The 13,165-nt window shown below is 52.5% G+C and carries 12 protein-coding genes; 5 read left to right on the forward strand and 7 right to left on the reverse strand.

Annotation, left to right across the window (positions count from 1 at the left end; translation table 11 throughout):
- Positions 1-4 precede the first annotated feature (4 nt).
- Complete coding sequence (locus tag HRQ87_RS18905; RefSeq protein ID WP_246252481.1) at positions 5-1,003, reverse strand: TRAP transporter substrate-binding protein; 999 nt, start codon at positions 1,001-1,003, stop codon at positions 5-7.
- A gap of 86 nt (positions 1,004-1,089) precedes the next feature.
- Here HRQ87_RS18905 and HRQ87_RS18910 point away from each other — a divergent pair, with 86 nt between their 5' ends.
- Complete coding sequence (locus HRQ87_RS18910) at positions 1,090-2,010, forward strand: LysR family transcriptional regulator (RefSeq protein ID WP_174140007.1); 921 nt, start codon at positions 1,090-1,092, stop codon at positions 2,008-2,010.
- Here HRQ87_RS18910 and HRQ87_RS18915 read toward each other — a convergent pair.
- Entirely contained in the window at positions 2,002-2,547 is a 546-nt protein-coding gene (locus tag HRQ87_RS18915) for a heme-copper oxidase family protein (protein ID WP_174140008.1), read from the reverse strand. The two genes, HRQ87_RS18910 and HRQ87_RS18915, sit on opposite strands and share 9 nt — an antisense overlap.
- Before the next feature lie 66 nt (positions 2,548-2,613).
- Positions 2,614-6,222 (reverse strand): hydantoinase B/oxoprolinase family protein, encoded by a 3,609-nt coding sequence (locus HRQ87_RS18920; protein ID WP_174140009.1) that lies wholly within the window; start codon positions 6,220-6,222, stop codon positions 2,614-2,616.
- Between the two features lie 115 nt (positions 6,223-6,337).
- Between HRQ87_RS18920 and HRQ87_RS18925 the strand changes: the two genes are divergently transcribed.
- From HRQ87_RS18925 to HRQ87_RS18935, 3 genes are read left to right on the forward strand one after another with little or no spacing between them, the layout of a single operon-like run.
- Positions 6,338-7,306, forward strand: a complete 969-nt coding sequence (locus HRQ87_RS18925; protein WP_174140010.1) for a TRAP transporter substrate-binding protein — start codon at positions 6,338-6,340, stop codon at positions 7,304-7,306.
- A gap of 44 nt (positions 7,307-7,350) precedes the next feature.
- Positions 7,351-7,875: a TRAP transporter small permease gene (locus HRQ87_RS18930; protein ID WP_174140011.1), complete on the forward strand. Its 525-nt coding sequence runs from the start codon at positions 7,351-7,353 to the stop codon at positions 7,873-7,875.
- Between the two features lie 3 nt (positions 7,876-7,878).
- Complete coding sequence (locus tag HRQ87_RS18935) at positions 7,879-9,180, forward strand: TRAP transporter large permease (protein ID WP_174140012.1); 1,302 nt, start codon at positions 7,879-7,881, stop codon at positions 9,178-9,180.
- Here the strand turns inward: HRQ87_RS18935 and HRQ87_RS18940 are convergent.
- The 4 genes from HRQ87_RS18940 to HRQ87_RS18955 all read right to left on the reverse strand — a co-directional run bounded on the left by HRQ87_RS18940 (position 9,177) and on the right by HRQ87_RS18955 (position 12,559).
- Positions 9,177-9,692: a winged helix DNA-binding protein gene (locus HRQ87_RS18940; protein WP_174140013.1), complete on the reverse strand. Its 516-nt coding sequence runs from the start codon at positions 9,690-9,692 to the stop codon at positions 9,177-9,179. The two genes, HRQ87_RS18935 and HRQ87_RS18940, sit on opposite strands and share 4 nt — an antisense overlap.
- Positions 9,693-9,824: 132 nt before the next feature.
- Positions 9,825-10,745, reverse strand: a complete 921-nt coding sequence (locus HRQ87_RS18945; protein ID WP_174140014.1) for a c-type cytochrome — start codon at positions 10,743-10,745, stop codon at positions 9,825-9,827.
- Between the two features lie 564 nt (positions 10,746-11,309).
- Entirely contained in the window at positions 11,310-11,969 is a 660-nt protein-coding gene (locus tag HRQ87_RS18950; protein WP_174140015.1) for a hypothetical protein, read from the reverse strand.
- Entirely contained in the window at positions 11,966-12,559 is a 594-nt protein-coding gene (locus HRQ87_RS18955; RefSeq protein WP_174140016.1) for a TetR/AcrR family transcriptional regulator, read from the reverse strand. The genes HRQ87_RS18950 and HRQ87_RS18955 overlap by 4 nt, the downstream gene beginning before the upstream one ends.
- A gap of 77 nt (positions 12,560-12,636) precedes the next feature.
- On the opposite strand from HRQ87_RS18955, the gene HRQ87_RS18960 reads away from it, so the two are divergent.
- Positions 12,637-13,035 (forward strand): RidA family protein, encoded by a 399-nt coding sequence (locus tag HRQ87_RS18960; RefSeq protein WP_174140017.1) that lies wholly within the window; start codon positions 12,637-12,639, stop codon positions 13,033-13,035.
- The last annotated feature ends 130 nt before the right edge of the window (positions 13,036-13,165 follow it).

Genomic DNA, 13,165 nt, shown 5'->3' on the forward strand with positions numbered 1-13,165 from the left:
GACCTTAGTTCGTGTTGCCCGCAGCCCGAATTGCCTGAACAAGGTCGGAAAATTCCTGTCCTTTTTCGGCTGCATATTTATCCTGCACACGTTGTGCGGCCGCGATAAAACCTGATCTGTCAAATTCGGCTGTTTCCATGCCGCCATCTGTCGTCAGAAAAACGCGGATACCATCGATCTGGCTGCTCATCTCGGCCTTTTGGGCCAGTCCAGCATCACGCGCAGCACGGATCACGGCGTCGCGCTGATCTTCGTCCAGCTTGTTCATCAATCGGTCACTGGCAAACAAGGGCGAGAAATAGGAAAAATGCTCAAGTGCAGTAAAATAGGGCATAATTTCATAGAACTTTTGCGACTTGATAAAAGACGTGCCATTATCAGCGCCTTCGACCGTACCAGTCTGCAACGCGGTCGGTGTATCGGCCCAAGGCAGCGGGATCGGAACCGCACCAAATTCGGCGAATGTGTCAATCATCACCTGATTTTTCGGCACCCGCACTTTTAGACCCGCCATATCATCGATGCTGGTGATCGGATTGCGTGAATTGTAAAAATCGCGGTCACCGACAAATCCAAAAGTCAGCAAATGCACATTTGTGGCCGCATTCAGCTTGGCGGCGAAATCATCGCCCACCTTGCCTTCAAGAATGCGATAAGCATGATCTTTGTCTTGAAAAATATACGGCAACACAAACGCATCCATTAGCGGAAAATGCGGTGATACGTTGTTGCCGGTGATGATATGCATATCCACCGTACCAAGTTGCATCGCCTTAAATGCCTCATCTTCGCCCATCAACTGGCCGCAACAGCGCACTTTCACATCGATGGTGCCGCCTGAATATTCTTCGGCCAGCTTTTCGAATTCCGCCGCCAAAACGCCATAAGAACTGGTTTCCGCTGCTGCATAGCCCAGATTGATCGTCACATCTTTGGCATATGTCGTTGTGCCAAAGATCCCTATTGCGATGCTGAAAATCGCTGCAATCATTGTGCGCGTCATATTTTTTACCCCCATGTCAATATTATTTTCAAAGCCTGTCCGAAAAACTGTTGCACTTCCAATATCAAATTTGGCAACTTTGATGCATGACTGTTATCAAACGCTTTGGCCTGCGCCATATCCGACATTTCACTGCCGTCGCCGAAACCCTGCATTTTCGTCGTGCCGCCGAGACATTGGGTATCGCCCAACCTGCGCTTAGCCGATCTGTTCAGCATCTAGAGCGTGAGTTGGGCGTGACATTGTTTGAACGTGATAACAGGAATGTCAAACTGACAGACGCAGGGCGTGTTTTTCTAGAAGGATCAACAAGTGTGCTGGATACAATGAACGCCACGATCCTGCGTATTCAAAAGGTGCAACAGGGCGAAGTTGGCAGCCTGAACATCGGCTATACGGATTTTGCCATCGGGGGCGATCTGCCCAGCATTCTGGCCAGTTTTCGCAAAGCCCGGACGGACGTAGCGGTCAACCCCATGCACGCTGTGACAACGCGTCAGCTTCAGCAATTGGCGCATGGCGATCTGGACATCGGCTTTGTTACCGGTCCTGTCACAGCCCACGATCTTGTCAGCCTTGAGATCCAGCGCGACACATTCGTGGCCGTCGTGCCCGACACGCACGCTTTGGCGCAACGTAAATCCATCAGTCTTCAGGATCTAGCCCATGACTCTTTTGTTGTTGGATCCTATCAAGATTGGCGCCACTTTCATCTGCACCTGGACACAATTTGCGACCGGGCCGGAATTAAACCCAATGTCGTGCAAGAGGCCTATAATACTGACGGGATCCTTGGCCTTGTCGCCTGCGGTATGGGTGTAACAATCCTGACTGAACGCATCATGCGCCACCCGCGCCCCGGTTTGACTGTTTTACAATTGCCCGACGTTACACAGAACTTAAGCACACTGGCTGTCTACTCTGCCCACACAAAAAACAAATGCGTTCAGATGTTTGTCGATCATTTGTCTGGTGTAAGCCATGAGATAAGCAAAATGCTAAATTGATGTTTTGATCCAAAAGCGGCGGATTAGTGAAATGAAAAATAGCACTGCAATGATAAGCAGACTGATCTGATAAATTAAACTAAGCCAATCCAAAAATAGGTTAAGTTTCATAAACGTGCCATCATATTCTATGTACCGTCTTGGTATGGCCAACGGCATCAGTGCATCGATGATAATAATAGCCGTAATGCCACTCAAGTTAGTCACCCAAAACAGACCAAATGTTATGCGCTTATAAAATAATGCGCCCAGCTTAGCCTGAAACCATAAAAGCCCTGCGGGGATTATCAAAACGGCAGCATAGCCAAAATAGTAATAACCATGCGAAATAATATAATATGTATCGTGCCCACTTAAATCGCTTGCGCTTGGTTGATGATCGGTAGAAATCGAAACCAAAAGAATGATCGCACCAAAAATAGCATAGATACCTGATGTCAGGACAAAAAGAACTGAGACGCTTTGGTTTTTCAAATGCGCAAAAAGTGGCAGTGCGATCATACAAACCGCCAGTAAAACGATAATCATTAAATCCATACGTTTTACCCTGAAATGAGCAATGGCAAGTATCCATAACAGACTTCAGCGACAAATTCCTATGCACTAATGCGCAGACCCACATCCACCCCCGCCCGGCGTTTCAACAATGAAAACATCGCCCGCTTGCAATTCAGCCTTGTCGTTTCCAGCCAATTCTTCAACCTGACCGTCGGCCCGTTCCACGCTGTTGCGGCCCGGCTTGCCAGGATCGCCACCGTTCAAACCATGGGGCACTGTTTCGCGGTGCGAGGATAACACTGTCGCCGTCATCGGTTCAAGAAAACGCAAGCGGCGCACGATACCGTCACCACCTTTGTTGGCACCTGCCCCACCGGATTCGATGCGAATTGAAAATTCATCGACGCGTACGGGAAATCGGGTCTCTAACACTTCGGGGTCCGTCATGCGGGTGTTGGTCATATGGCTGTGCACAGCACTTGTCCCGTCAAAGCCCGGGCCCGCGCCTGTTCCGCCACAGATCGTTTCGTAATTCTGATAAACATCATTGCCATAGACGAAGTTATTCATCGTGCCCTGCGATCCGGCAATCACGCCCAGCGCGCCGTAAAGCGTATCAGCAATGGCTTGCGATACCTCTGTGTTGCCTGAAATGACAGCAGCAGGAAAGCGCGGGTTGATCATTGATCCTTCAGGAACGCGAATATTCAGCGGCTTCAGACACCCTTCGTTCATCGGAATGTCATTGCCAACAAGCGTGCGGAACACATACAAAACCACCGCCCGGCACACAGCTAGCGGGGCGTTGTAATTCAGATCATCTTGGGTTGAGGTTCCGGTGAAATCCAGCGTCGCATTCCGGTTGGCGCGATCGACCTGAATGGCCACCTTGATCTGCGCACCACTGTCCAGCGGATAGGTAAATTGACTGTCGGTCAGCACCTCAAGCACGCGACGTACGCTTTCTTCTGCATTGTCCTGAACATGCCCCATATAGGCATGAACCGTCGAAACCCCGAACTGTTCTACCATCTTTTGCAACTCGGCCACTCCGGTCGCATTCGCTGCAATCTGTGCCACCAGATCGGCCATGTTCTGATCGATATTACGGCACGGATAGTCACCTGATGCCAGCAATGCACGTATTGCCTTTTCTTGTAGAACGCCCTGTTTCACCAATAAAAAATTGTCGATCAGAATGCCCTCTTCCCGGATATGACGGCTATCGGGCGGGGCGGATCCTGGCGTGGTGCCGCCGATATCTGCGTGATGCCCACGCGAAGCGACAGTGAACAGTATATCCTGCCCTGCGTCATCAAAAACCGGCGTGATCACAGTGACATCTGGCAGATGTGTTCCACCGTTATAGGGGTTATTCATCATGAAAACATCACCTGGGTGAATACGGCCAGCGTTCACGCGCAAGATCGTCCTGACGCTTTCACTCATCGATCCCAGATGCACTGGTACGTGGGGGGCATTGGCCACCAGATCACCGTGCTGATCGAACAGCGCGCAGGAAAAGTCCAGCCGTTCTTTGATGTTCACCGAATATGCCGTGTTGGCCAGCGTGGCGCCCATCTGTTCAGCGATGGACATGAACAGATTATTGAAAACCTCAAGCATGACCGGATCGACAGACGTGCCAATCGCTTCGACCCGGCGCAGTTTTTCAGTGCGGCGCAAGATCAGGCTGCCCCCGGCCACACATTCCGCCTGCCAACCGGGATCCAGAATATTGGTGCCTGTCGGTTCGATCAAAATCGCAGGGCCATTGACCCAGTCACCACCTTTCAAACTGGCGCGATCCAACATTGGCACCTGCTGCTGCACACCCTCAACGACCATATCGGCGTGGTTTTTGCCGCCACCCAATGGCAACTGATCCGGCAGGCCGACATTTTCACCTGTCTGCCCAACCGCTTCGGCTGTTAGCACATCGATGATTAGATGATCATAAACCGGAACAAATCCAAATCTTTGGGCATGCGCTGCCTCAAACCCGGCGGTCATTTTGGCGGGCGTGTCAAAGGGCACCTCAAGCGTCTGGTGCGCGCCATCGGTGCGAATATGCGCCATGGTCACAATATCGATGCGGTCAGACGCAATGCCCTGTGCTGTAATTTCAGCCCGTGCCTGATTGGTCAGATCTTTCAAAACCGCCTGCGCATCATGATTAATAGGGCGCGCAAACTGATATTCCCGCAAGGCCCGCACATCCGCCAACCCCATGCCAAATGCTGACAGAACACCGGCATATGGGTGAATGAAAATACGTTCCATCCCCAAGGCATCAGCGACCTTGCACGCATGCTGACCACCTGCGCCCCCAAAACAGTTCATCGTATATTGCGTCACATCATAGCCACGCTGCACACTGATTTTTTTGATCGCATTGGCCATGTTTTCCACAGCAATACGCAGGAAGCCTTCGGCCAGATCTTCGGGGCTGCGGCGCGCATCACCGCTGTCGGCGGCGATCTGATCAGCCAGATCTTCGAACTTTTGGCGCACGATATCTGGGTCCAGCGGCTGATCGGCATTCGGCCCGAAGATATGCGGAAACTGATCCGGTTGCAGCTTGCCCAGCAGCACATTGCAATCCGTCACCGTCAAAGGCCCACCGCGTCGGTAACACGCAGGCCCGGGGTCCGCACCAGCACTTTCCGGCCCCACCTGCATACGCCCATCTGCAAACCGCAGGATCGACCCGCCCCCGGACGCAACCGTATGAATGCTCATCATTGGGGCGCGCATCCTGACACCTGCGACTTCGGTTTCAAACGATCGCTCGTAATCGCCCGCATAATGGCACACATCAGTCGAGGTGCCGCCCATGTCAAAGCCGATCAGCTTGTCAAACCCGTGTTCGGCCGCCGTCCGCACCATGCCCACAACACCACCCGCAGGACCGGATAAAATCGCATCCTTGCCCTGAAAAAGTGCGGCATCAGTCAGCCCGCCATTTGATTGCATGAACATCAAAGTATCGCAGCCGCCCTGATCAGATTTCAAAGCATCACGCACCTGCCCGACATAGCGGCGCAGAATCGGTGATAGATAGGCATCGACTACAGCTGTATCGCCACGCGACACCAGCTTAATCAACGGACTGGCCTGATGGCTAAGCGAAATTTGTGTAAAACCAACCTGCTGCGCGATCTGTCCGATCTGTTTTTCGTGATCCGTAAACCGATACCCATGCATCAGCGCCACAGCCACCGACCGATAGCCCTGATCATAGGCGCGCGCCAAATCCGCAGCTACGACGCGCGCATTCAACGGTGTAGTCACGTCGCCCGTGGCGGACATACGTTCATCGACTTCAATCGCATACTCGTACAATAGCTCGGGCAGCGTGATATCCAGATCAAACAAGCGCGGGCGGTTCTGATATCCGATCCGCAGCAGATCTTTCAGACCTTTTGTAATTAATAAAACTGTCCGCTCGCCCTTGCGTTCCAACAGTGCATTCGTGGCGACCGTCGTGCCCATCTTGACCGCTGCGATCTGGCCGGGAGGAATAGCATCGCCGCTGGCCAACCCCATCAGCACCCGAATACCTTCGACCGCCGCATCAGCATAGACATCAGCGTTTTCCGACAGCAGCTTATGGGTGCGCAATTGCCCATCGGGTCCGCGTGCAACCACATCGGTAAATGTACCACCGCGATCAATCCAGAATTGCCATTTCGCGTCCACACCGCTGTTCATACCCGGATCCCTCGAATCAAATTAACATTTGCTTTATGAATAGAACACTGACAAATTGTCAACGTTATGTAAGCAAAATAGATTCGGCGCAGTCCGACTTACAGGGAGAATAAGAATGACCAAACACGCTGTGATTTTCGCGGCTTCACTGGCTGTATCATCGCCGGTTGTGGCCGAAAGCTGGGATATGCCGACGCCTTATGGTGACAGCACGTTCCACACACAAAATATCATACAGTTCACAGATGATATTCGTGCGGCCACTGACAGTGGGCTGGATATAACGATCCATTCCGCCGGGTCGCTTTTTCCCCATTCCGAGATCAAGAATGCCGTGCGATCTCGTCAGGTTCCAATCGGTGAATTCTTCCTGTCGCGCCTGTCCAACGAAGATTTGGCATACGGTCTGGACAGCCAGCCCTTTGTCGCGACCAGCTATGATGATGCGCAAATACTGTGGAATGCACAAAAGCCGGTGATAACTGAACTGCTGGCCGCCCAAGGCTTGATGCCGCTTTTTTCCGTGCCATGGCCTGCGCAGGGGCTTTATACCAACGGTGAAATCGCAACAGTCGACGACTTGGCTGGCCTACGCTTTCGCGCCTATAACGCCGCACTCGAAGAATTCGCAACACTGGCGGGGGCGTCCCCTGTCCAGATCGAGGCATCGAACATTCCCCAGGCCTTTGCAACCGGACAGGTACAGGCGATGATCACCTCGCCCTCGACCGGCGTGAATTCAACGGCATGGGATTTCGTCACCCATTACACCCCGATCAACGCGTGGGTACCAAAGAACATCGTCGTCGTGAACGCCCGCATCTTTGACGGTCTGGATGATGCAAGTAAAGCGGCTGTTCTCGACGCAGCCGCTGTCGCCGAAACACGCGGCTGGGAAATGTCCAAGGCCGAGGCCGAAACCCAAACCGCCGCATTGGCCGAAAATGGCATTGTGGTTTATGATCCAAGCCCCGAACTGGTGTCAGGTCTGCAAGTGCTGGGCGACACGATGCTGGAAAATTGGCAATCCAACGCATCTGAAGAAGCACAAAAGGTGCTGGACGCCTACTTCGAAGCGAAATGAGGGTGCAAGCTTATCGCTGATACCAACATATCGAAAGCGTTATCATGATCCGTTTTCTGAACATGCTTTACAAGATTGCTGGCGGTCTGGCCGGTCTCTTGATCCTGGCGATCTGTCTACTGATCAGTGCGCAGGTCATGTTGAACGCAGCAGGCCGTATCTCACCGGGCCTGCTGCCCCCAACCATCCCGTCCTATCGCGACTTTTCTGGTTTTATGTTGGCAGGGGCCACGTTTTTGGCCATGGCGCACACCCTGCGCGCGGGTGGGCATATTCGTGTCAATCTTGTCACCCAGCGCTTTGCGGATCCCGTTCAGGCTATATTGGAGGGGATTGTGCTGACCCTGACCATCGCGCTGACCGCATTTGCCACTTGGTACATGGGTGCGCTGGTTGAAGAAAGCTGGCGCTATAACGATCTGTCAAACGGCATCATCCCGATCCCGCTTTGGGCGCCACAATCGGTCACCTGTTTTGGCATGGCGTTGCTCACGCTGGCACTGGTCCACACATTGGTTGACCTGATCCGCGCGCGCAAACCGGTCCTAACCAACCCGGACGAGGTATAGCCGATGACCGACCCGATGATCGCCACTGTTCTTTTGGGTCTGCTGATCCTGTTACTAGCCGCAGGTGTATGGGTCGCTGTCGCCTTGACCATTGTCGGGTTAGTGGCCATCACGCTGTTTTCCAACGCCCCGGCCGAATTGATCATGGCCACCACGTTCTGGGGCCATTCGCACACTTGGGAACTGACTGCGCTGCCACTGTTCATTCTGATGGGGGAAATCCTGCTGCGGTCCAGATTAAGCCGCGATATGTTCAGCGGTCTGGCCCCATGGCTGGGCCGCGCGCCGGGGCGATTGCTGCATGTCAATGTCTTTGGCTGTGCGATCTTTGCGGCTGTCTCGGGATCATCCGCGGCAACAGCGGCCACAATCGGACGAATGTCCGTGCCCGAATTGACCGGGCGCGGCTATCCCGAAAACCTGATTATCGGCACCTTGGCCGGATCTGCCACACTTGGGCTGCTGATCCCGCCATCGATCATCTTGATCGTTTACGGCGTGGCCACCGAACAATCCATCGCCCGCCTGTTCATCGCGGGCATCTTGCCGGGCCTCATGCTGATTGCGCTGTTCGCCGGATACGTCGCAGTACGTGCCTTAATGAACCCCGATCTGATCCCGACGGAAACCGCCCGTACCACATTCAGCGAAAAGCTGCACGCATCGCGCAGCCTGATCCCTGTGGGCCTACTGATCTGCGGCGTCATCGGATCAATTTACGCGGGCCTTGCGTCGCCCACAGACGCCGCCGCACTGGGCGTTTTGCTGTCGATCGGGCTAGCATGGTCGTCGGGATCGTTCAGCTGGTCGCTGTTCTGGCAGGCCGTTCTGTCCGCCACGCGCACATCCTGCATGATCGCCTTTATCCTGTTAGGGGCTGCGTTTTTATCCGTTGCCATGGGCTTTACCGGCCTACCCCGCAATCTGGCCACATGGATCAGCGACATGAACCTGTCGCCGCATATTCTGCTGATGGCTTTGACCTTGTTCTTCATCGTTCTGGGTTGTTTTCTGGATGGGATTTCGGTCGTGGTCCTGACTACATCCGTCATAATGCCCATGGTCACCGCTGTTGGCATTGACCCGATCTGGTTCGGTATCTATCTGGTCATTGTTGTCGAGATGAGCCAGATCACACCGCCTGTAGGCTTTAACCTGTTTGTCATTCAGGGCCTGACCGGCATCGACATCCTGCGCGTGGCCAAGGCTGCTTTCCCGTTTTTCCTACTTTTGTTATTCGCCGTGGTGCTGATAACGATCTTCCCACAAATCGTGACCTATCTGCCGAACCTGATGCGGAACTAAAGCGATGCCGCCGCACGACTGGCCTGATCATATTGCCCCGAAAGGGTTCGCAGACTTGATGCAATCTCGCGCATTTCTTCGCCCGACAGATCCAATCGTGACAGTCCATCCAGAAAGCACCGTTCGCGCACAGACCGATACGCATCGCACAGGGCCTCGCCCGCGTCGGAGGTTCTGTAAAAGACTTCTTTCCTACGCTTTTCAGATTGTAATAGCTCCATCTTCATCAACTTTTTCAGCGCATAATTGACCGTGTGCGTATCTTCGACATTCAGCAAAAAACAGATATCCGTCAGGCGCTTATCCCGACCCCGGTGATTGGCATTGTGTAGCACCAGAATTTCCAAAGGGGTCAAATCCGTGTTCCCTGCCGCCGACATGCACCGCACCATCCACCGGCTGAATGCATTATAGGCAATGATCATCCCATATTCGATTTCCGATGCCTGCCAACCTTCGCCTTCCGCCAAATGTCGCGATGAAACGATCCGCCGTTTGCCCTTGCTATCCATAATCCAAGTCCCTTTCAATCTAAAAACACCGATATTTAATCGATATTATACCGACAAAATTAACGTAGCAATTCGATAACCTCTCAAGACGTAGCCAGATAGCTGCAATTGGAAACTAAAACAAACAGCAGGTTACTGACTTTCCGCCTTGGCAAAGCGATCCGTAAGATAGGCCATGATCTGACTTAACTCAGCATCATCTGCGGTCAGACCATTTCCAACCATGCGCGTGACCAACACGACGACATCTTCGCGATTGTTCAATCCGGCCCCTTCGACCAACTGCGGCGAATGACATTGGGAACATTTGGCCTGAAACAGATCTTCGGCCGCAGCCGGATCATATGTCAGGGGCGCTTGCAGCCCCGATTGTCTGACTGCGTTCTGGCTTGCCGACGTTTCGATGATTTCGACACGCCGTTCACTGACGCCTTGACGCAGTGTTGGTGATATCGCAATCAGATAAGCGGTCACACTCCATTGTTCGCTTTCGCTGATCGGGTTCATGGTTGTTGACCGTGTGGCCATCCGCGTAACGGTGCTATGCCAGGCCTGTGGCGTTCGAGGTTTCACAAGGATCGTGCGCAAGTCGTGACATTGTGTGCATTTCCGTGTCAGCACATCACGACCTTCGGCAAGACCCGCGGATGACGCCAGCACCGCCAATCCAGCTTCATCGGTAAAGCCGATTTGCGGCAGATAGGTTGTAACCCGTGCAATCCGCTCTGATGAAAAATTCTGACCGTCCTGGGCTGTTGCGCGCAAAAAGGCTTCGCGCGCGGCATAAGGCAGTGCCAATCCAGTCAGCAGCAATGTGCAAATCAACAGCGCTGTCCCAAGAAACGGCGCAAGCGTCGATTCCATATGTTTGAAAAACCGTACGACCATGATTTTGATGATCAGGATCGCCCCAACAGTCAGTCCCAACGTTAAATGCACAACTGTGCGCGCGGGCAATTCGATTTGATAAGACCAAAGGCGCGGCACCATATCCCACATTAAGAAAACATAAATACCGACAAAGGCATAGCCCAGCACGCGGTGCAAATTCATTAATGACCTTGGGGCCGAACTTTTGTGCTTTTTCTTATCAAACGGAAAAGCCCAAAGGTAGTACATCAAAAAAGTAAGAAAAAGCGCCAACAGAAGAAATATGCCCCCCAAAATGGCATTAACGGACGCACCCATTTGATCTCCAATTCTCTATGCGCTTTGTCGCGGTAATGTGCCCACGCACACGACTTCAAGACGTATGTTGCAGGATTCTCCGAAAAGGTTCGCGAGGTCTGAAATTTATTTATGCGGAAAACGGGCTATAGTGAAAACGGTATCCAAAGCCAGAAATTTTAATCCCTTTTGCACAAGGTTGTTTAGGGTAAGGGGCGAAATAGCACCGCAAATAACCTGTCAATCCGCTCTAATTGACTTGCTCTAAAGTTTTACCGCGCACGTCATTGATTCCTAGCGCAACAATTGCCCCGCTAAAACAACTGTTTTATTGAGACATATGGACCCAAGCAGCCGTTCGTTGCACCCTACGCAATGCATAAAGTGCGAGACGGAGCGCCGATTCGCTGCGGTCTCGCCTATGGCTGCTTTTGGATCTTCTCTGGGGGCTCAGAACACATCTTCAAGCAAGCTGATAAGCTGAGCGTCGAGGTCTGGAGCGGTCACAGGCGATCCGTGGCAGGAAAGCAGGATGGTCGGGCCGTCAGTGGAAAGCTGTGTATTGGCCCAATCTTTGAAAACTGAGGCGTCTTTGACTCCGTAACGTGGAAAGGTGCCAAGCATATTGAGAGCCTCCACATAGACGCCTGGCGAATGCAGCTTGGCGCTAAAGGCATCGGTGACAATCCAAGCAATCTCTGAACGAGTTCTTACTTCAACCCAGAGCTCTCCTGTCTTGAGGCCTTCAGGTTGAAGTATTCTCTGGTTGTCCGCCAACTGCGATTTGAGGGTATCAATTCCATCAAACGTCAGTCCCGTGATCTTTTTCAGACGCGGCACCGCATCTTTTGAACAAACCAATGATGCATTCGGAAAGGCCTTGACATGCCCTGTCAGACCTCTGTTGTGATAGTGATTTGGTGCGAGTATCATCGACACGCCGCCTAGTTTGGCGAGGCTGTGAGATTCAGACGTTTCAAGTCCCGTGACGGGGCTATAAAGGCACAAGCCCCCGTCTCGAAGACGGAATGCGATGCAGTTCAGCTTTCCAGCGCGGCCAATGTAGACACCGTCAATTCCAGATACTGGGGAAAAGGGCTGGATCGTCATAGTGGTCGATACCCGCTTAGAATTGAGCATATGAGATCGACAAGAGGGCGACCCGCCGTCTGATCCCGGTGTGATCTGTTGTGTGCATGAATGCCCATCACAGCCGGAACCAGTGACGCGGCCAAGATATGAGGTGTGAATGCCGCGCCTTCGCCTTGCTCAGCCTGCTCATTCTCGAGGGCGATCAGAAAGTGGTCTTCAAGAGTATTCCAGTAGGAGCGCACAGCATTTTCAAGCCGTGGACTTTGGATGCGGGCGTTCTCAATGCCGGTGTTGACGATCAAACACCCATAGTCACTGGATGTCATAGATCCCGGTGTGACTAAACCCTTAAAGAAAGAGACGATTTCAGGAATACCGCCTTGTTTCATTGGAGCCATTTCCGCCGAGATAGCGGCGTCACAGTAGTAATTCAAGGTTTCTAGGTAGAGACCTTCCTTGCCACCAAACTCCGAGCGAATGGCGAATTGGTTGAGGCCCGTCAGTCTTTCAAGTTCACGCACACCAAGGCTTTGGAACCCATGTTCCCAGAAAGCGTTGCACGCTTTTGTAATGGCATTTTGGCGATCATAGGACTTCTGGCGCGGCATCGTTCATTCCATTTGACTGTTTCAATACACTCGCATAGATATTATTTCACTGCAACTGTATAGAAATGGATTCAAAGATGCGGGATGTGATTTTTCCAAGCGACAAACAAGCGAAATACGAGGCCTACGGATACTCTGCGGCGGTGAAAAGTGGCGGCTTCCTGTTCATGTCGGGACAGGTCGGCATCAATGCGTCAGGCAGTGTGATCAGCGATCCAGCAGCGCAGTTCCAATTGGCTTTTACCAACTTGGGTGGCGTGTTAGAGGCGGCTGGGTGTGGATTTGACGATATCGTCGACATCACGTCCTTCCACGTAGACATGTACGAACACTTCAACGCGTTTGCATCTGTAAAGCAGAGCGTCTTTCCAAATCCACCCTTTCCAAACTGGACCGCCATTGGCGTTGTTTGCTTGGCCGAGCCCGATCTTTTGTTGGAGGTCAAGGCAATCGCAAAACTTGCATCATTTACTTGATTGCTAAAATAGCTGCCATTCGTGCACGGTGCAGCATCCGCTAAAATGGGCTGATTTTGTTGAAAAACTCCTGCTTGATTGATGACCTAACGGCTGATTCAATTCCCTTATTGGTTGGGGGCATTGGCGA

The organism is Parasulfitobacter algicola (genome assembly GCF_013315265.1).
In the GTDB taxonomy this organism is placed as follows: domain Bacteria; phylum Pseudomonadota; class Alphaproteobacteria; order Rhodobacterales; family Rhodobacteraceae; genus Parasulfitobacter; species Parasulfitobacter algicola.

What these genes read in the sequence shown, in the direction of transcription:
- HRQ87_RS18905 (WP_246252481.1), bottom strand. Translation starts at nt 1,003, where the DNA reads ATGACGCGCACAATGATTGCAGCGATTTTCAGCATCGCAATAGGGATC.
- HRQ87_RS18910 (WP_174140007.1), top strand. Translation starts at nt 1,090, where the DNA reads ATGACTGTTATCAAACGCTTTGGCCTGCGCCATATCCGACATTTCACT.
- HRQ87_RS18915 (WP_174140008.1), bottom strand. Translation starts at nt 2,547, where the DNA reads ATGGATTTAATGATTATCGTTTTACTGGCGGTTTGTATGATCGCACTG.
- HRQ87_RS18920 (WP_174140009.1), bottom strand. Translation starts at nt 6,222, where the DNA reads ATGAACAGCGGTGTGGACGCGAAATGGCAATTCTGGATTGATCGCGGT.
- HRQ87_RS18925 (WP_174140010.1), top strand. Translation starts at nt 6,338, where the DNA reads ATGACCAAACACGCTGTGATTTTCGCGGCTTCACTGGCTGTATCATCG.
- HRQ87_RS18930 (WP_174140011.1), top strand. Translation starts at nt 7,351, where the DNA reads ATGATCCGTTTTCTGAACATGCTTTACAAGATTGCTGGCGGTCTGGCC.
- HRQ87_RS18935 (WP_174140012.1), top strand. Translation starts at nt 7,879, where the DNA reads ATGACCGACCCGATGATCGCCACTGTTCTTTTGGGTCTGCTGATCCTG.
- HRQ87_RS18940 (WP_174140013.1), bottom strand. Translation starts at nt 9,692, where the DNA reads ATGGATAGCAAGGGCAAACGGCGGATCGTTTCATCGCGACATTTGGCG.
- HRQ87_RS18945 (WP_174140014.1), bottom strand. Translation starts at nt 10,745, where the DNA reads ATGAATTTGCACCGCGTGCTGGGCTATGCCTTTGTCGGTATTTATGTT.
- HRQ87_RS18950 (WP_174140015.1), bottom strand. Translation starts at nt 11,969, where the DNA reads ATGACGATCCAGCCCTTTTCCCCAGTATCTGGAATTGACGGTGTCTAC.
- HRQ87_RS18955 (WP_174140016.1), bottom strand. Translation starts at nt 12,559, where the DNA reads ATGCCGCGCCAGAAGTCCTATGATCGCCAAAATGCCATTACAAAAGCG.
- HRQ87_RS18960 (WP_174140017.1), top strand. Translation starts at nt 12,637, where the DNA reads ATGCGGGATGTGATTTTTCCAAGCGACAAACAAGCGAAATACGAGGCC.